General features: G+C 41.9%; 13 protein-coding genes. 11 read left to right on the top strand and 2 right to left on the bottom strand.

Annotation, left to right across the window (positions count from 1 at the left end):
* Positions 1 to 42: 42 nt before the first annotated feature.
* Positions 43 to 882: a thymidylate synthase gene (locus tag B7697_RS02925; protein ID WP_084950270.1), complete on the top strand. Its 840-nt coding sequence runs from the start codon at positions 43 to 45 to the stop codon at positions 880 to 882.
* Positions 883 to 932: 50 nt separating this feature from the next.
* Here the strand turns inward: B7697_RS02925 and B7697_RS02920 are convergent, their stop codons facing one another.
* On the bottom strand, positions 933 to 1,103 hold the full coding sequence (locus tag B7697_RS02920) for a DUF3042 family protein (protein WP_001051780.1): 171 nt from the start codon (positions 1,101 to 1,103) through the stop codon (positions 933 to 935).
* Positions 1,104 to 1,223: 120 nt separating this feature from the next.
* Here B7697_RS02920 and miaA point away from each other — a divergent pair, with 120 nt between their 5' ends.
* The 6 genes from miaA to bgaA all read left to right on the top strand — a co-directional run bounded on the left by miaA (position 1,224) and on the right by bgaA (position 13,134).
* Positions 1,224 to 2,108, top strand: a complete 885-nt coding sequence (gene miaA, locus B7697_RS02915; protein WP_084950267.1) for a tRNA (adenosine(37)-N6)-dimethylallyltransferase MiaA — start codon at positions 1,224 to 1,226, stop codon at positions 2,106 to 2,108.
* Positions 2,101 to 3,339, top strand: a complete 1,239-nt coding sequence (gene hflX, locus B7697_RS02910; protein ID WP_084950264.1) for a GTPase HflX — start codon at positions 2,101 to 2,103, stop codon at positions 3,337 to 3,339. The genes miaA and hflX overlap by 8 nt, the downstream gene beginning before the upstream one ends.
* Positions 3,332 to 3,955 carry a cystathionine beta-lyase gene (locus B7697_RS02905; protein WP_084950262.1) on the top strand — a complete coding sequence of 208 codons (624 nt, stop codon included), beginning with the start codon at positions 3,332 to 3,334 and terminating at the stop codon, positions 3,953 to 3,955. The genes hflX and B7697_RS02905 overlap by 8 nt, the downstream gene beginning before the upstream one ends.
* A gap of 14 nt (positions 3,956 to 3,969) precedes the next feature.
* Positions 3,970 to 4,899 (top strand): ribonuclease Z, encoded by a 930-nt coding sequence (rnz, locus tag B7697_RS02900; protein ID WP_084950260.1) that lies wholly within the window; start codon positions 3,970 to 3,972, stop codon positions 4,897 to 4,899.
* A 20-nt stretch (positions 4,900 to 4,919) separates the two neighbouring features.
* Positions 4,920 to 5,675, top strand: coding sequence for an SDR family NAD(P)-dependent oxidoreductase (locus B7697_RS02895; protein ID WP_084950257.1), 756 nt, complete (start codon positions 4,920 to 4,922; stop codon positions 5,673 to 5,675).
* Positions 5,676 to 5,919: 244 nt separating this feature from the next.
* Positions 5,920 to 13,134: an LPXTG-anchored adhesin/beta-galactosidase BgaA gene (bgaA, locus tag B7697_RS02890; RefSeq protein ID WP_084950255.1), complete on the top strand. Its 7,215-nt coding sequence runs from the start codon at positions 5,920 to 5,922 to the stop codon at positions 13,132 to 13,134.
* A gap of 179 nt (positions 13,135 to 13,313) precedes the next feature.
* On the opposite strand, the gene B7697_RS02885 is transcribed toward bgaA, so the two are convergent.
* Positions 13,314 to 13,673: a DUF3397 domain-containing protein gene (locus tag B7697_RS02885; RefSeq protein ID WP_084950252.1), complete on the bottom strand. Its 360-nt coding sequence runs from the start codon at positions 13,671 to 13,673 to the stop codon at positions 13,314 to 13,316.
* Positions 13,674 to 13,764: 91 nt separating this feature from the next.
* On the opposite strand from B7697_RS02885, the gene mnmL reads away from it, so the two are divergent.
* Genes mnmL through B7697_RS02865 form a run of 4 tightly spaced genes read left to right on the top strand, consistent with a single transcriptional unit; the run spans position 13,765 to position 17,575 of the window.
* Positions 13,765 to 14,721 carry a tRNA modification radical SAM protein MnmL/YtqA gene (mnmL, locus tag B7697_RS02880; RefSeq protein WP_045606008.1) on the top strand — a complete coding sequence of 319 codons (957 nt, stop codon included), beginning with the start codon at positions 13,765 to 13,767 and terminating at the stop codon, positions 14,719 to 14,721.
* On the top strand, positions 14,705 to 15,262 hold the full coding sequence (mnmM, locus tag B7697_RS02875; RefSeq protein ID WP_084950250.1) for a tRNA 5-(aminomethyl)-2-thiouridylate-methyltransferase MnmM: 558 nt from the start codon (positions 14,705 to 14,707) through the stop codon (positions 15,260 to 15,262). The genes mnmL and mnmM overlap by 17 nt, the downstream gene beginning before the upstream one ends.
* Positions 15,255 to 15,509 (top strand): hypothetical protein, encoded by a 255-nt coding sequence (locus B7697_RS02870; RefSeq protein WP_084950248.1) that lies wholly within the window; start codon positions 15,255 to 15,257, stop codon positions 15,507 to 15,509. Before mnmM ends, B7697_RS02870 begins: the two co-directional genes overlap by 8 nt.
* 11 nt (positions 15,510 to 15,520) lie before the next feature.
* Positions 15,521 to 17,575 carry a cation:proton antiporter gene (locus tag B7697_RS02865; protein ID WP_084950246.1) on the top strand — a complete coding sequence of 685 codons (2,055 nt, stop codon included), beginning with the start codon at positions 15,521 to 15,523 and terminating at the stop codon, positions 17,573 to 17,575.
* Positions 17,576 to 17,667 lie beyond the last annotated feature (92 nt).

The raw sequence follows: 17,667 nt of genomic DNA, 5'->3' as shown, positions 1-17,667 counted from the left end.
TTTATGCTATACTAGTTAGGACAATAAATGAGGTGAGAGTAAATGACAAAAGCAGATACGATTTTTAAAGAGAATATTGAACGAATCCTCAAAGACGGTGTCTTTTCTGAGCAGGCTCGTCCCAAGTACAAGGATGGGACTGTTGCCAACTCTAAGTACGTAACGGGTGCCTTTGCAGAGTATGACTTGGCCAAGGGAGAATTCCCCATCACAACCTTGCGTCCTATAGCTATCAAATCCGCCATCAAGGAAGTGCTCTGGATTTACCAAGACCAGTCAAATAGCCTAGACGTGCTTAATGACAAGTACAATGTTCACTACTGGAATGACTGGGAAGTGGGAGATACGGGAACTATTGGTGAGCGTTACGGGGCGGTCGTTAAGAAACACGATATCATCAATAAGCTTCTTAAACAGTTGGAAGCCAATCCTTGGAATCGCCGCAATATCATTTCGCTCTGGGATTACCAAGCTTTCGAAGAAACAGAAGGGCTGCTCCCATGCGCCTTTCAGACCATGTTTGATGTCCGCCGTGTTGATGGAGAAATCTATCTGGATGCGACCTTGACTCAGCGTTCGAATGACATGTTAGTGGCCCACCACATCAATGCTATGCAGTACGTGGCTCTTCAAATGATGATTGCCAAGCATTTTGGCTGGAAGGTTGGTAAGTTCTTCTACTTTATCAACAACCTCCATATCTATGACAATCAATTTGAACAAGCTCAGGAATTGCTCCGTCGTGAGCCGTCAAACTGCCAACCACGCTTGGTTTTAAATGTTCCTGATGGGACTAATTTCTTTGATGTCAAAGCGGAAGACTTTGAGTTGGTGGATTATGACCCTGTCAAGCCACAGTTGAAGTTTGAACTAGCTATTTAAAAGAATAGAAAAAAGAAGTTGAGACAATAAATCCCAACTTTTTTTGTTTCTTAACGTGATACGCGGCGACGAGCTGCTTTTTTACGGTTTTCTTCGATGAAAGCTGCTTTTTGCTCTTCTGGTTCGATCACTTTCTTTTTAAATGCGTATACTGCACCTGCGACTGCAGCGACAGTTCCTGCGACACCTGTTACAAGACCTTTAGCGAATCCTTTAGCCATGAGTCTTCCTCCTTTATATTCTCAATCAGCCAGCCTCCTCAAGAGGTCACATTTTTCTGACTGACCTTTTTGTGTTATAATAATAGTAACGAAAAAATGGGAATTTTTCAAGGAAAAAAGATGAAAACAAAAATAATTGTGATTGTTGGACCGACTGCTGTTGGAAAGACAGCTCTAGCCATTGAAGTGGCCAAGCGTTTTAATGGCGAAGTGGTCAGCGGCGATAGCCAGCAAGTCTATCGAGGACTTGATATTGGGACGGCTAAGGCTAGTCCAGAAGAGCAGGCAGCTGTTCCTCATCATTTAATCGATGTTAGAGAGGTAACCGAGTCTTACTCGGCTTTTGATTTTGTTTCAGAGGCCAAGCTGGCTATTGAGGATATTCACAGTCGTGGTAAGCTAGCCATTATTGCTGGTGGAACTGGACTGTATATCCAGAGCTTGCTAGAAGGCTATCACCTGGGGGGGGAGACACCTCATGAGGAGATTTTGGCCTATCGGGCTAGTTTGGATCTTTATACAGATGAGGAATTAGCTCATCTGGTAGAGCAAGCAGGCCTTGAGATTCCCCAGTTTAATCGTCGTCGTGCGATGCGTGCCTTGGAAATCGCCCATTTTGGTCAGGATTTGGAAAATCAAGAGACCTTGTATGAACCATTGATTATCTGTTTGGATGATGAACGTAGTCAACTTTATGAGCGTATCAATCATCGAGTGGATTTGATGTTTGAGGCTGGGCTTTTGGATGAGGCCAAGTGGCTCTTTGACTATTACCCTAATGTGCAGGCTGCTAAAGGCATTGGCTATAAGGAACTCTTTCCTTATTTCCGTGGAGAGCAGACCTTGGAGGAAGCTAGTGAGAGTCTCAAACAGGCGACTCGTCGTTTTGCCAAGCGTCAGTTGACCTGGTTCCGTAATCGTATGCAGGTGACCTTTTATCAGATAGGAGAGCCTGGCGTGGAGGACCGCATTTTAAGCCAGATAGAGGAGTTTTTAGATGATTGAAACGGAGAAAAAAGAGGAACGAGTCTTGCTGATTGGTGTAGAATTGCAAGGCATGGACAATTTTGAACTCTCCATGGAAGAATTGGCCAGTCTAGCTAAGACAGCTGGGGCAGTCGTTGTAGATAGCTACAGACAAAAACGTGAAAAATATGATTCCAAGACCTTCGTCGGCTCTGGTAAGTTGGAAGAAATTGCGCTTATGGTTGATGCAGAAGAAATTACCACTGTCATCGTCAACAACCGTCTGACACCAAGGCAAAATGTTAATCTAGAAGAAGTTCTGGGTGTCAAGGTCATTGACCGTATGCAGTTGATTTTGGATATCTTTGCCATGCGGGCTCGAAGCCATGAAGGGAAACTTCAAGTCCACCTAGCTCAGCTTAAGTACCTCCTACCTCGTCTAGTCGGCCAAGGTATTATGCTCAGCCGTCAGGCAGGGGGAATTGGTTCCCGTGGACCTGGTGAAAGCCAGCTGGAGCTGAACCGTCGTAGTGTTCGCAATCAAATCACGGATATCGAGCGTCAGCTCAAGGTTGTTGAGAAAAATCGGGCGACTGTTAGAGAAAAACGTCTGGAGTCCAGCACCTTTAAGATTGGTTTGATTGGCTATACCAATGCTGGGAAGTCAACCATCATGAACACTTTGACCAGTAAGACCCAGTATGAGGCTGACGAGCTCTTTGCGACTCTGGATGCGACGACTAAGAGTATCCATCTGGGTGGCAATCTCCAAGTAACTTTGACAGATACCGTGGGCTTTATCCAAGATTTGCCGACAGAGTTGGTGTCCAGTTTCAAGTCAACCTTGGAAGAAAGCAAGCATGTAGACCTTCTGGTTCATGTTATCGATGCCAGCAATCCTTACCATGAGGAGCATGAAAAAACAGTCCTATCCATCATGAAAGACTTGGATATGGAAGATATTCCTCGCTTGACCCTTTATAATAAAGCGGATTTGGTAGAGGATTTCACGCCTACCCAAACGCCTTATGCCCTGATTTCTGCTAAGTCTGAGGATAGTCGTGAGAATTTGCAGGCACTATTTTTAGAGAAAATCAAGGATATTTTCGAACCCTTTACCCTGCGCGTGCCTTTTTCAAAATCCTACAAGATTCATGATTTAGAAAGTGTTGCGATTCTGGAAGAACGTGATTATCAGGAGGACGGCGAAGTGATTACAGGCTATATTTCTGAGAAAAACAAATGGAGGTTAGAAGAATTTTATGACTGATATCAAAACCTTGGCTCTAAAATATGGGGGCTATACAAGTCTGGACAAGGTCTATCTGGACCAACTTCTAGATGGTAAAACAGAGCAAGAGCAGTTGGCACTTATTACACCTCCGCCCAGCGTTGTCAATGCTTATTTTGCAGAACTCTACCAGAAAAAGAGTCCTCAAGCTGCGACTGATTATTTTGCGGAACTCAGTCAGGAACTGAATCTTTACAATGTTGAACCAAGTTTCACCGTAGAAAATAAGCCTTTTATTCGGCTTAATCTGTCTGGTAAATCCTTTGGTTTTTGTTATGAGAGTGAGGGTCTTGGTCGGATTTTCTCTGAAAATAAAGAGGTAATCTCGGATGACTTACTCTTTGAAATTGCGCAAATTTTCCCTCATCAGCTAGTATTTAAGGAGTCTGGCAAGATTTACATGAAGGCTGTCGGGGACGAGGAAGTTGTTAGTGTGGAAAATCTCACAGCTTTGACTGATTTGGAAAGCTTGGCTGACGGTCGTAAGCGTCTCAAAGGTTACAGCCAAGAGGAGTTATTACAAGAAGCCACAGCTTTTTCTGGCAAGCGCTATTTCCGATCGGAAAACCGCACAGCCATGTTATATATTGATTAATTAGAAAGTATCGAATGGATATTCAATTTTTAGGAACGGGGGCTGGCCAGCCCTCTAAAGCCCGCAACGTCTCCAGTCTCGCCCTGAAACTCTTGGATGAGATTAACGAAGTTTGGCTCTTTGACTGTGGAGAAGGTACGCAAAATCGCATTCTGGAAACCACAATTCGACCACGTAAGGTCAGCAAAATCTTTATCACCCACCTGCATGGAGACCACATCTTTGGCTTACCAGGTTTCCTTTCTAGCCGTGCCTTTCAGGCCAATGAAGAGCAGACAGATTTGGAGATCTATGGACCTCAAGGAATCAAGTCATTTGTCTTAACCAGTCTTCGTGTGTCAGGTTCGCGCCTGCCTTACCGTATTCATTTTCATGAGTTTGACCAAGATTCTCTAGGAAAAATCCTTGAGACCGATAAATTCACTGTGTATGCAGAGGAACTGGACCACACTATTTTCTGTGTTGGTTACCGTGTCATGCAAAAGGACTTGGAAGGAACGCTGGATGCTGAAAAGCTCAAGGCTGCTGGTGTCCCATTTGGCCCACTTTTTGGGAAAATCAAAAACGGCCAGGATGTTGTTTTGGAAGACGGAACTGAAATCAAGGCAGCAGACTATATCTCAGCGCCACGTCCTGGTAAGATTATTACCATTCTAGGCGATACCAGAAAAACCAATGCCAGTGTACGCTTGGGTATTAATGCGGATGTCCTTGTCCATGAATCCACTTATGGCAAGGGCGATGAAAAAATTGCTCGTAACCATGGCCACTCTACTAATATGCAAGCGGCACAAGTAGCGGTAGAAGCAGGAGCCAAACGCCTCTTGCTCAACCATATCAGTGCCCGTTTTCTCTCAAAAGATATCAGCAAGCTCAAAAAAGACGCTGCTAGTGTTTTTGAAAATGTCCATGTGGTCAAAGACTTGGAAGAAGTGGAAATCTAAAAGCTTGGGAAAGGATAAGTATGCCTACTATTCTCATTACAGGTGCTAGCGGTGGCCTAGCTCAAGAAATGGTCAAACTCTTGCCAAATGACCAACTCATCTTACTTGGTCGAAATAAGGAAAAATTAGCTCAACTCTATGGAAACCATCCACAAGCAGAATTGGTTGAAATCGATATTACCGATGACTCAGCCTTAGAAACTTTGCTAGCAGACCTCTATCTCCGCTATGGCAAGATTGATGTCTTGATTAATAATGCTGGTTATGGGATCTTTGAGGAATTTGCCCAGATTTCCGATAAAGATATTCATCAGATGTTCGAGGTCAATACCTTTGCCCTAATGAATCTGTCTCGTCGCCTTGCGGCTCGAATGAAAGAAAGCCGAAAAGGCCATATCATCAATATTGTTAGCATGGCTGGTTTGATTGCTACTGGCAAGTCTAGTCTCTACTCAGCAACTAAGTTTGCGGCTATTGGTTTTTCAAATGCTCTACGTCTCGAACTCATGCCCTATGGAGTCTATGTGACAACAGTCAATCCAGGACCAATCCGAACAAGATTTTTCGACCAAGCCGACCCAGATGGCACCTATCTCAAGTCGGTTGAACGCTTCCTATTGAAACCAGATGCAGTGGCTAAAAAGATTGTCAAGATTATAGGAAAAAACAAACGAGAACTTAATCTTCCTGTTTTGTTGAACCTAGCCCATAAGTTTTATACTCTCTTTCCAAAGCTAGCTGATAAGCTGGCAGGGGAAACTTTTAATTATAAATAGAAGAAGTTCCTTTTAAAGGGACTTTTTTACTTCTTTTAATTTAAAGGTTAATAAGTGTTTTTTCTTTTAAAACTACATTCAGTTTTTTAATTCTTCTACAAATTTTAGAAAAAACTATCAAAAATATTATTTTATATGCTAAAGTATTGAAAATACCTATATTATTTAATAAAATAAGGGTAAAAGACTATTAAAAGTTATGCGCTTACACAAAAATGAAAGCGATTACTAAAAGGAGGATTTTATGGAAAAAAGCCATTGGAATCGGAAAAGAGTCTATAGCATTCGTAAGTTTGCTGTAGGAGCTTGCTCAGTAATGATTGGAACTTGTGCAGTTCTATTCGCAGGAAATATAGCTGGAGAATCTGTAGTTAATGCGGATGAAACACCTATTACTCGTACTGCTGAGAAACCTAAAGAGGAAAATCCTATAGTAGAAGAAAAGGTTGATCAAGCTTTGGAAACTAAAAATGTAGTCGAAAGTACAGCACAAAAACAATCTAGTGCCACTGAGTCTATTTCATCTGAGAAGAAAGAAGATAAAGCAGTAACTCCAAAAGAGGAAAAAGCTCCAAAGATAGAATCACAAGCTTCAAGTCAAGAAAAACCGCTCAAGGAAGATGTTAAAGCTGTGACAAATGAAGAAGTCAATCAAATGATTGAAGACAGAAAAGTGAATTTTAACCAAAATTGGCACTTTAAACTCAATGCGAATTCTAAAGAAGCCATTAAACCGGATGCAGATGTATCTACGTGGAAAAAATTAGATTTACCGCATGACTGGAGTATCTTTAACGATTTTGATCATGAATCTCCTGCACAAAATGAAGGTGGACAGCTTAACGGTGGGGAAGCTTGGTATCGCAAGACTTTCAAACTAGATGAAAAAGATCTCAAGAAAAATGTTCGCCTCACTTTTGATGGCGTCTACATGGATTCTCAAGTTTATGTCAATGGTCAGTTAGTGGGTCATTACCCAAATGGTTATAACCAATTTTCATATGACATCACTAACTATTTGAACAAAGATGGACGTGAGAATGTAATTGCTGTTCATGCAGTCAACAAACAACCAAGCAGCCGTTGGTATTCAGGTAGCGGTATTTATCGTGATGTGACTTTACAAGTGACAGATAAAGTTCATGTTGAGAAAAATGGGACAACCATCTTAACACCAAAACTTGAACAACAGCAACACGGCAAGGTTGAAACTCATGTGACTAGTAAAATTGTCAATACGGACGACAAAGACCATCAACTTGTAGCAGAATATCAAATCGTTGAACGTGGTGGTCAGGCTGTGACAGGTCTAGTACGTACAGAGAGCCGTACCTTGAAAGCACATGAAGTAACTAGTCTTGATGCGATTTTAGAAGTTGAAAGACCAAAACTCTGGACGGTTTTAAATGACAAACCGGCCTTGTATGAATTAGTTACACGTGTTTACCGGGACGGTCAATTAGTTGATGCTAAGAAAGATCTGTTTGGTTACCGATATTATAACTGGACTCCAAATGAGGGCTTCTCTTTGAATGGTGAACGCATTAAATTCCATGGAGTTTCCTTGCACCATGACCACGGAGCGCTTGGAGCAGAAGAAAACTACAAGGCTGAGTACCGTAGACTGAAACAGATGAAGGAAATGGGGGTGAATTCGATTCGTACGACTCACAACCCAGCAAGTCCTCAGACTTTACAGATTGCAGCTGAACTTGGCTTACTTGTTCAAGAAGAGGCCTTTGATACTTGGTATGGCGGAAAGAAACCTTATGACTATGGACGTTTCTTTGAAAAAGATGCTACCCATCCTGAGGCTAAAAAAGGTGAAAAATGGTCTGACTACGATCTACGTACTATGGTAGAGAGAGACAAAAATAATCCCGCTGTTTTTATGTGGTCAATCGGAAATGAAATCGGTGAAGCAAATGGGGATCCTCATTCTCTAGCGACTGTTAAACGTCTAGTCAAAGTTATCAAGGATGTTGATAAAACTCGTTATGTTACCATGGGAGCAGATAAGTTCCGTTTCGGTAATGGTAGCGGTGGGCATGAAAAAATTGCTGATGAACTCGATGCTGTTGGATTTAACTACTCTGAAGATAATTACAAAGCCCTTAGAGCTAAGCATCCAAACTGGTTGATTTATGGGTCAGAAACATCTTCAGCAACGCGTACAAGAGGAAGTTACTTCCACCCAGAGCGTGAGTGGGTACAAAGTAATCAGTCATGGCGTAACTATGAACAGTCAGATTATGGAAATGACCGTGTTGGTTGGGGTAAAACGGCAACTGCTTCATGGACATTTGACCGTGACAATGCTGGCTATGCTGGTCAATTCATTTGGACAGGTACGGACTATATCGGTGAACCCACTCCATGGCACAACCAAAACAACACGCCAGTTAAAAGCTCTTACTTTGGTATCGTAGATACTGCAGGTATTCCAAAAAACGACTTTTATCTTTACCAAAGTCAATGGGTTTCTGCAAAGAAAAAACCAATGGTTCACCTTCTTCCTCACTGGAACTGGGAAAACAAAGAGTTGATAGACAATGTAGCAGACGCGGAAAATAAAATCCCTGTACGTGCTTATTCTAATGCTGCAAGTGTAGAATTGTTCTTGAATGGAAAATCTCTTGGTCTTAAGACTTTCAACAAAAAACAAACTAGCGATGGACGCACTTACCAAGAAGGTGCTAATGCTAATGAACTTTATCTTGAATGGAAAGTTGCTTATCAACCAGGTACCTTGGAAGCAATTGCTCGTGATGAAGCTGGTAAAGAAATTGCACGTGACAAGATTACGACTGCTGGTAAGCCAGCGGCTGTTCGTCTTATCAAGGAAGACCATGCAATTGCAGCAGATGGAAAAGACTTGACATATATCTACTATGAAATTGTTGACAGCCAAGGGAATGTAGTACCAACTGCCAATAATCTGGTTCGCTTCCAATTGCACGGACAAGGCCAACTTGTCGGTGTCGATAACGGGGAACAAGCCAGCCGTGAACGCTATAAGGCGCAAGCAGATGGTTCTTGGATTCGTAAAGCATTTAATGGTAAAGGTGTTGCCATTGTCAAATCAACTGAACAAGCAGGTAAATTCACACTGACAGCCCATTCAGATCTCTTGAAATCTAGTCAAGTAACTGTCTTTACTGGTAAAAAAGAAGGACAAGAGAAGACTGTTTTGGGGACAGAAGTAGCAAGAGTTCGTACATTAATCGGTAAAGATCCAAAAATGCCGAAAACAGTAGGTTTTGTATACAGCGATGGTAGTCGTGAAAAACTTCCAGTAACTTGGTCTCAAGTCGATGTTAGTCAAGCAGGAGTTGTGACTGCTAAAGGTACAGCAAATGGACGTGAGGTAGAGGCTCGTGTCGAGGTTCTAGCAATTGCGAAAGAATTACCAACAGTTAAACGTGTTGCTCCAGGAGCAGACTTGAACACTGTAGATAAATATGTGTCAATACTTGTAACCGATGGAAGTGTACAAGAGTACGAAGTAGATAGCTGGGAGATTGCGGAAGCAGATAAAGCCAAACTTTCAGTAGCTGGATCACATATTCAAATGACTGGTCAGTTAGCTGGAGAAACTATTCATGCAACCCTTGTGGTAGAAGAAGGAAATGCTGCAGCACCTGTAGTGCCAACTGTTACTGTTGGCGGTGAGGTAGTAACAGGGCTTACTAGTCAACAACCAATGCAATACCGCACTCTTGCTTATGGTGCCCAATTACCAGAAGTCACAGCAAGTGCTGAAAATGCTGATGTTACAGTTCTTCAAGCAAGCGCAGCAAACGGCATGCGTGCGAGCATCTTTGTTCAGCCTAAAGATGGTGGCCCTCTTCAAACCTATGCGATTCAATTCCTAGAAGAAGCACCAAAAATTGCTCACTTGAGCTTGCAAGTGGAACAAGCTGACGGTCTTAAAGAAGACCAAACAGTGAAATTATCTGTACTCGCTCATTATCAGGACGGAACACAAGCTGTATTACCAGCTGATAAGGTGAGCTTCTCTACAAGTGGTGAAGGGGAAGTTGTAGTCCGAAAAGGAATGCTTGAGTTGCATAAACCAGGAGCACTTACTCTGAAAGCTGAATATGAGGGTGCTACAGGTCAAATCAATCTCACTATACAAGCAAATACTGAGAAGAAGATTGCGCAATCCATCCGTCCTGTAAATGTAGTGACAGATTTACACCAAGAACCTACTCTCCCAACAACAGTAACTGTTGAGTATGACAAAGGTTTCCCTAAAACTCATAAAGTCACTTGGCAAGCTATTCCAAAAGAAAAACTAGACCACTATCAAAGCTTTGAAGTGTTAGGTAAAGTTGAAGGAATTGACATGGAAGCGCGTGCTAAAGTATCTGTAGAAGGTATCGTTTCAGTTGAAGAAGTCAGTGTGACAACTCCAATCGCAGAAGCACCACAATTACCAGAAAGCGTTCGTACATATGATTCAAATGGTCACGTTTCATCAGCTAAGGTTGCATGGGATGCGATTCGTCCAGAGCAATACGCTAAGGAAGGTGTCTTTACAGTTAATGGTCGCTTAGAAGGTACTCAATTAACAACTAAACTTCATGTTCGCGTATCTGCTCAAACTGAGCAAGGTGCAAACATTTCTGACCAATGGACCGGTTCAGAATTGCCACTTGCCTTTGCTTCAGATTCAAATCCAACCGACCCTGTTTCAAATGTCAACGATAAATTGATTTCCTTTAATGACCGACCAGCCAATCGTTGGACAAACTGGAATCGTAGTAATCCAGAAGCTTCAGTAGGTGTTCTGTTTGGAGATTCAGGTATCTTGAGCAAACGCTCCGTTGATAATCTAAGTGTCGGATTCCACGAAGACCATGGAGTCGGTGCACCGAAGTCTTATGTGATTGAGTATTATGTTGGTAAGACTATTCCAACAGCTCCTAAAAACCCTAGCTTTGTAGCCAATGAAGACCATGTCTTTAATGATCCTACTAATTGGAAACAAGTGACTAATCTAAAAGCTCCAGAACAACTCAAGACTGGAGAAATGAATCACTTTAGCTTTGATAAAGTTGAAACTTATGCTGTTCGTATTCGAATGGTTAAAGCAGATAACAAGCGTGGAACGTCTATCACAGAAGTACAAATCTTTGCGAAACAAGTTGCGGCAGCCAAACAAGGACAAACAAGAATCCAAGTTGACGGCAAAGACTTAGCAAACTTCAACCCTGATTTGACAGACTACTACCTTGAGTCTGTAGATGGAAAAGTTCCGTCAGTCACAGCAAGTGTTAGCAACAATGGTCTAGCGACTGTTGTTCCAAGTGTTCGTGAAGGTGAGCCAGTTCGTGTCATCGCGAAAGCTGAAAATGGCGACATCTTAGGAGAATACCGTCTGCACTTCACTAAGGATAAAGACTTACTTTCTCGTAAACCAGTTGCTGCGGTTAAACAAGCTCGCTTGTTGCAACTAGGGCAACCACTTGAATTGCCGACTAAGGTTCCGGTTTACTTCACAGGTAAAGACGGTTACGAAACAAAAGACCTGACAGTTGAATGGGAAGAAGTTCCAGCAGAAAATCTGACAAAAGCAGGTCAATTTACTGTTCGAGGTCGTGTCCTTGGTAGCAATCTTACTGCTGAGTTCACTGTAAGAGTGACAGACAAACTTGGTGAGGCTCTTTCAGATAACCCTAACTATGATGAAAACAGTAACCAGGCCTTTGCTTCAGCAACTAATGATATTGACGACAGTTCTCATGACCGTGTAGACTATATCAATGATGGAGATCACTCTGAAAATCGTCGTTGGACAAACTGGTCTAAAACGCCATCTTCTAATCCAGAAGTATCAGCAGGTGTGATATTCCGTGAAAATGCTAAGATTGTAGAGCGGACTGTTGCGCAAGCCAAACTTCACTTCTTTGCAGATAGTGGTACAGATGCACCATCTAAACTTGTTTTGGAACGTTATGTCGGTCCAGACTTTGAAGTGCCTACCTACTATTCAAACTACCAAGCCTACGAATCAGGCCATCCATTCAACAACCCAGAAAATTGGGAAGCTGTTCCTTATCGTGCGGATAAAGACATTGAAGCTGGTGATGAAATAAACGTAACATTTAAAGCTGTCAAAGCCAAAGCCATGAGATGGCGTATGGAGCGTAAAGCAGATAAGAGCGGTGTTGCGATGATTGAGATGACCTTCCTTGCACCAAGCGAATTGCCTCAAGAAAGTACTCAATCGAAGATTCTTGTAGATGGAAAAGAACTCCCTGATTTCGCTGAAAATCGTCAAGATTATCAAATTACCTATAAAGGTCAACGGCCAAAAGTCGCAGTTGAAGAAACCAATCAAGTAGCTTCAACAGTTGTAGATAGTGAAGAAGACGGCCTCCCAGTACTTGTTCGCCTCGTTTCAGAAAGTGGAAAACAAGTTAAGGAATACCGTATCCAGTTGATTAAGGAAAAACCAGTTTCTGAGAAGACAGTTGCTGCTGTACAGGAGGAACTTCCAAAACTTGAATTTGTTGAAAACGATTTGGCCTACAAGACAGTTGAGAAAAAGGATTCTACGCTTTATCTAGGTGAAACTCGTGTAGAACAAGAAGGAAAAGCTGGAAAAGAACGTATCTTTACAAGCATTAATCCTGATGGAAGTAAGGAAGAAAAACTCCATGAAGTGGTAGAGGCACCAACAGACCGCATCGTCTTGGTTGGAACGAAACCAGGCACCGCCCTTCCAGAAGATGAAGTGAAGAATCTTGTCCTTAACAGACCAGAACTTGTGGTCGAAGAAGAAACCATTGACTTCAAGGTTCAGGAGCGTAAGTCTGATAAGTTGTATCTAGGTGAAACCCGTGTCCTCCAAGAAGGAAAACAAGGCGTCCGTGTTCACTTGATTGAAGTGGAAAATGGAAAACGTCAGCTTAAAGAAACTTACGATAAAGTCGCTGCAGAAGATCGTATCGTGGAAGTTGGAACCAAACCAGGCACCTCTCTTCCAGAAGACGAAGTGAAAAATCTTGTGCTTAACAGACCAGAACTTGTAATTGAAGAAGAAACAATCGATTTCAAGGTTCAGGAACAAAAGAACGATAAACTTCCAGTAGGTCAAACTCGAGTCCTCCAAGAAGGAAGACAAGGAGTCCGTGTTCACTTAATCGAGGTTGAAAATGGTAAGCGAACTGAAAAGGATAGCTATGATAAAGTTATGGCTCAGGATCGCATCATAGAAGTCGGTACAGCTGGTGAAACAACGAAACCAGTACAGCCGGTAGATACAAAACCACAAGTGTCAGAAAAAGCAGAAACAAAACCAATTGCTCCAAGTGAAGCTAGTCAAACTAATAAAGCCCAGTTACCAAATACAGGTAGTGTGACAAGCCAAGAAACAGTAGCAGCAGGTTTAGCTCTACTCTGTTTGAGTGCAGGATTAGTAGCCACTAAAGGTAAAAAAGAAGACTAGAAATTTTGATACTTTCGTTATCATTAAAGAGTGGAGAGAAACTCTTGTCTTAGATAGAAGATAAATCCCTTGGAATATAAGTTTCTAAGGGATTTTCTTTGTATAAAATTGTATAGTGTTATTATCTACCTTATTTTGTAGAGAAAGCAAAAATCCCTAGAAAATGTTTAGGGATTCAATTATTTCATTAAGAACAATTCAACAATCATCTCGATATACATGACAAGGGTTACTAAGAATCCTGCACGCCAGAAGAATTTGATGAATTTAGGATAGTAAAAACTGCGTTTTTTTAGAAGGAAGAAAAAGACGAGAATAATGGCTAGGACTGAGAGGGCTAGGCCCAGTCTAGGGAGGAAATTATGGGTAAAGGTTTTAGCTGTGATTAGGTAGTACTCAAATACCAAGACTGGAAAAGCTAAATCCGCAAAGTTTCGTCCTAGTTTTTTTAATCTAAAAAGTTTGGTTATGATAATGCAGACTACTAAGGTCAGTATCAATAATAAAATAGATGCTAATTTCATTAAAATCATATCCATATTGTATCATAAAAAATCGCTAAAGGAAACGAGAAACAGAGGAATTTATAGGAAAGTCAGGCTTTTGAGATTGTAGATGTTTTCTGTTATAATGAAAGTTATGAAATCTTATAATACCTTGAATGATTATTATCGAAAACTCTTTGGAGAAAAGACCTTTAAAGTCCCTATTGATGCGGGATTTGACTGTCCCAATCGTGATGGAACTGTGGCTCATGGAGGCTGTACTTTTTGTACGGTTTCAGGCTCTGGAGATGCTATTGTAGCACCAGATGCGCCTATCCGTGAGCAATTTTATAAGGAAATTGACTTTATGCATCGTAAGTGGCCCGATGTTCAGAAGTATCTGGTTTATTTTCAAAATTTTACCAACACCCATGAAAAGGTGGAAGTCATCCGAGAGCGCTATGAGCAGGCTATCAATGAGCCAGGTGTAGTAGGAATCAATATCGGAACACGGCCAGATTGTTTACCAGACGAAACTATCGAGTATTTGGCTGAGTTGTCGGAGCGCATGCATGTGACGGTTGAATTGGGCTTGCAGACCACTTATGAAGCAACCTCTGACCTGATTAACCGTGCTCATTCCTATGAATTGTACGTGGAAACGGTCAAGCGTTTGAGAAAGTATCCAAAGATTGAGATTGTTTCCCATCTGATCAACGGACTTCCTGGTGAAACCCATGAGATGATGATTGAAAATGTCCGCCGCTGTGTCACGGATAACGATATTCAAGGGATTAAACTGCATTTGCTTCACCTGATGACCAATACGCGTATGCAACGGGATTACCACGAAGGACGCTTGCAGTTGATGAGTCAGGATGAATATGTCAAGGTCATCTGCGACCAATTGGAAATCATTCCCAAACATATTGTCATCCATCGAATCACAGGAGATGCACCTAGAGATATGCTGATTGGTCCTATGTGGAGCCTCAATAAATGGGAAGTCCTCAACAGCATTGAGATGGAGATGCGACGTCGTGGAAGCGTTCAAGGATGCAAGGCTGTAAAACAGGAGTTTGAAAATGAAAAGACCACTTGAGATGGCACATGACTTTTTGGCTGAGGTAGTAACTCAGGACGATATCGTAGTGGATGCGACTATGGGAAATGGTCATGACACGCTTTTTTTAGCCAAGCTAGCCAAGAAAGTCTATGCCTTTGATATTCAGGAGCAAGCCTTGGAAAAGACCCAAGAGCGTTTGAATCAAGCTGGAATGACAAATGCCCAGTTAATCTTGCAAGGTCACGAGACACTGGACCAGTTTGTGGCAGAAGCCAAGGCAGGGATTTTTAATCTGGGCTATCTGCCGTCAGCTGATAAGTCTGTCATCACCAGACCTCAGACAACGATTGAAGCATTAGAAAAGCTGTGTCATTTGCTTGTCAAAGGTGGGCGGATTGCCATTATGATCTACTATGGTCATGAAGGAGGCGACCTAGAGAAAGATGCTGTCTTGGATTTTGTTAGCCAGTTGAACCAACAAGAGTACACAGTTGCCCTTTACCGAACTTTAAATCAAGTTAACAACCCACCATTTTTAGTAATGATTGAAAAATTAGAGAGATATAGACATGGATAAACAATACCTACGTGAAAAGCTGGATGCTATGCGACAGAATTTTGTTGAATCAACCCATCAAGAACGAGCGGTGGACATGCTAGATCAAGCGCATATGAGCAAAAAAATGCTTAAAATCAAGAAAAAATTGGTTGCTCTTGAAATGGAACGGTGCCAGAGAAAAATTGAGCACAAAGATTGTTCTAAGATTGACCAAAAAATCAAAGAGCAGAAGGAGATATTTGAATCCTGTTGTAAAAAAGATTAAGGAGGAAGTCCGTGGAATTACTGATTTACCTCATCCTATTTTTACTGGTTTTGATTGTCTCAAGTACAACCAATAAGCTCCTGCCCTTTTTACCCCTTCCTTTGGTGCAAATTCTTTTGGGAATTGTGATTGGCCTCTTTTTACCCAATACCGACTTTCACCTCAATACAGAGTTGTTTTTGGCACTGGTTATAGGGCCCTTGCTTTTTCGAGAGTCGGAAGAAGCGGACATTACAGCTATTTTAAAACACTGGCGAATCATTGTTTATCTCATATTTCCAGTGATTTTCATTTCGACCCTGAGTTTGGGTGGCTTGGCCCACCTTCTTTGGCTCAGTCTTCCCTTGGCGGCTTGCTTGGCCGTTGGGGCAGCCCTTGGCCCTACGGATTTGGTGGCCTTTGCCTCTCTTTCGGAGCGCTTTAGCTTTCCTAAGCGCGTGTCCAATATCCTTAAGGGTGAAGGACTCTTGAATGATGCCTCTGGCTTGGTGGCTTTTCAGGTAGCTTTGACAGCTTGGACAACTGGATCCTTTTCCCTTGGACAAGCTAGTAGTTCGCTTATCTTTTCAATCCTAGGTGGTTTTTTGATTGGCTTTTTAACAGCCATGACTAACCGTTTCCTCCATAGCTTCTTGCTAAGTGTGAGAGCAACGGATATTGCTAGTGAGCTTCTTCTGGAATTGAGTTTGCCCTTGGTGACCTTCTTCCTGGCAGAAGAAGTCCATGTTTCAGGGATTATTGCCGTTGTAGTTGCTGGGATTTTAAAGGCAAGCCGTTTTAAGAAAATTACGCTCCTCGAAGCTCAAGTGGATACGGTGACCGAGACGGTCTGGCACACAGTGAACTTTATGCTCAACGGTTCTGTCTTTGTGATTTTAGGGATGGAGTTGGAAATGATAGCAGAGCCTATCTTGACCAATCCAATCTATAATCCCTTACTGTTATTGGTATCTCTTATAGCCCTTACCTTTGTCCTCTTTGCTATTCGTTTTGTCATGATTTATGGCTATTATGCCTATAGGACTAGACGTCTCAAGAAAAAGCTAAATAAGTATATGAAGGACATGCTTCTTTTGACCTTCTCAGGTGTCAAGGGAACGGTGTCGATTGCTACGATTCTTCTGATACCAAGTGATTTAGAGCAGGAATATCCTCTCTTGCTTTTCCTTGTCGCAGGTGTGACGCTGGTAAGCTTTTTAACAGGTCTCTTGGTCTTGCCTCATCTTTCTGATGAACAGGAAGAAAGCAAGGATTATCTCATGCATATCGCTATTTTGAATGAAGTAACGCTAGAGTTGGAAAAAGAGTTGGAAGGCACCAGAAATAAACTTCCCCTCTATGCGGCTATTGACAATTATCATGGACGTATCGAAAATCTTATCCTGAGCCAAGAAAATAAGGGGGCTCAAGAGGATTGGGAGGCCTTGAAACTTCTCATCCTCAGTATCGAAAGTGATGGTTTAGAACAGGCTTACGAAGAGGACAAGATGAGTGAGCGTGCCTATCGAGTCTACCAACGTTATTTGAAAAACATGGAACAAAGTATCAATCGTAAGTTTGCGTCACGATTGACCTATTATTTCCTTGTTTCCTTGCGGATTTTACGTTTTCTTCTTCACGAAGTCTTTACTCTTGGCAAGACTTTTCGCAGTTGGAAAAATGAAGAATCACAGAAACTCAGAGCCCTTGACTATGACCAAATTGCAGAGCTCTATCTAGAAAATACAGAGATGATTATCGAAAGTTTGGAGAACCTTAAAGGGGTTTATAAGAGTTCCTTGATTAGCTTCATGCAGGATTCTCGTCTCCGTGAAACAGCTATCATCACCAGTGGTGCCTTTGTCGAACGGGTTATCAATCGTGTTAAGCCCAACAATATCGATGAAATGCTGAGAGGGTATTACTTAGAGCGCAAGTTGATTTTTGAATATGAAGAAAAACGGTTAATTACGACCAAGTATGCCAAGAAGTTACGGCAAAATGTAAATAACCTAGAGAACTATTCCTTGAAGGAAGCTGCCAATACTCTGCCTTATGATATGGTGGAATTGGTAAGAAGAAATTAGTTAATACTCTTCGAAAATCAAATTCAAACCACGTCAGCGTCGCCTTACCGTACTCAAGTACAGCTTGCGGCTAGCTTCCTAGTTTGCTCTTT

Source organism: Streptococcus mitis, from assembly GCF_002096895.1.
Taxonomy (GTDB): Bacteria; Bacillota; Bacilli; order Lactobacillales; family Streptococcaceae; genus Streptococcus; species Streptococcus mitis_AH.
Note: the sequence above shows the minus strand (reverse complement) of the source record. Positions and strands in the feature narration are given on the sequence as shown.

Bases quoted from the DNA above. Each gene is read 5' to 3' on its own strand.
- B7697_RS02925 (WP_084950270.1), top strand. From the start codon at position 43: ATGACAAAAGCAGATACGATTTTTAAAGAGAATATTGAACGAATCCTC.
- B7697_RS02920 (WP_001051780.1), bottom strand. From the start codon at position 1,103: ATGGCTAAAGGATTCGCTAAAGGTCTTGTAACAGGTGTCGCAGGAACT.
- miaA (WP_084950267.1), top strand. From the start codon at position 1,224: ATGAAAACAAAAATAATTGTGATTGTTGGACCGACTGCTGTTGGAAAG.
- hflX (WP_084950264.1), top strand. From the start codon at position 2,101: ATGATTGAAACGGAGAAAAAAGAGGAACGAGTCTTGCTGATTGGTGTA.
- B7697_RS02905 (WP_084950262.1), top strand. From the start codon at position 3,332: ATGACTGATATCAAAACCTTGGCTCTAAAATATGGGGGCTATACAAGT.
- rnz (WP_084950260.1), top strand. From the start codon at position 3,970: ATGGATATTCAATTTTTAGGAACGGGGGCTGGCCAGCCCTCTAAAGCC.
- B7697_RS02895 (WP_084950257.1), top strand. From the start codon at position 4,920: ATGCCTACTATTCTCATTACAGGTGCTAGCGGTGGCCTAGCTCAAGAA.
- bgaA (WP_084950255.1), top strand. From the start codon at position 5,920: ATGGAAAAAAGCCATTGGAATCGGAAAAGAGTCTATAGCATTCGTAAG.
- B7697_RS02885 (WP_084950252.1), bottom strand. From the start codon at position 13,673: ATGGATATGATTTTAATGAAATTAGCATCTATTTTATTATTGATACTG.
- mnmL (WP_045606008.1), top strand. From the start codon at position 13,765: ATGAAAGTTATGAAATCTTATAATACCTTGAATGATTATTATCGAAAA.
- mnmM (WP_084950250.1), top strand. From the start codon at position 14,705: ATGAAAAGACCACTTGAGATGGCACATGACTTTTTGGCTGAGGTAGTA.
- B7697_RS02870 (WP_084950248.1), top strand. From the start codon at position 15,255: ATGGATAAACAATACCTACGTGAAAAGCTGGATGCTATGCGACAGAAT.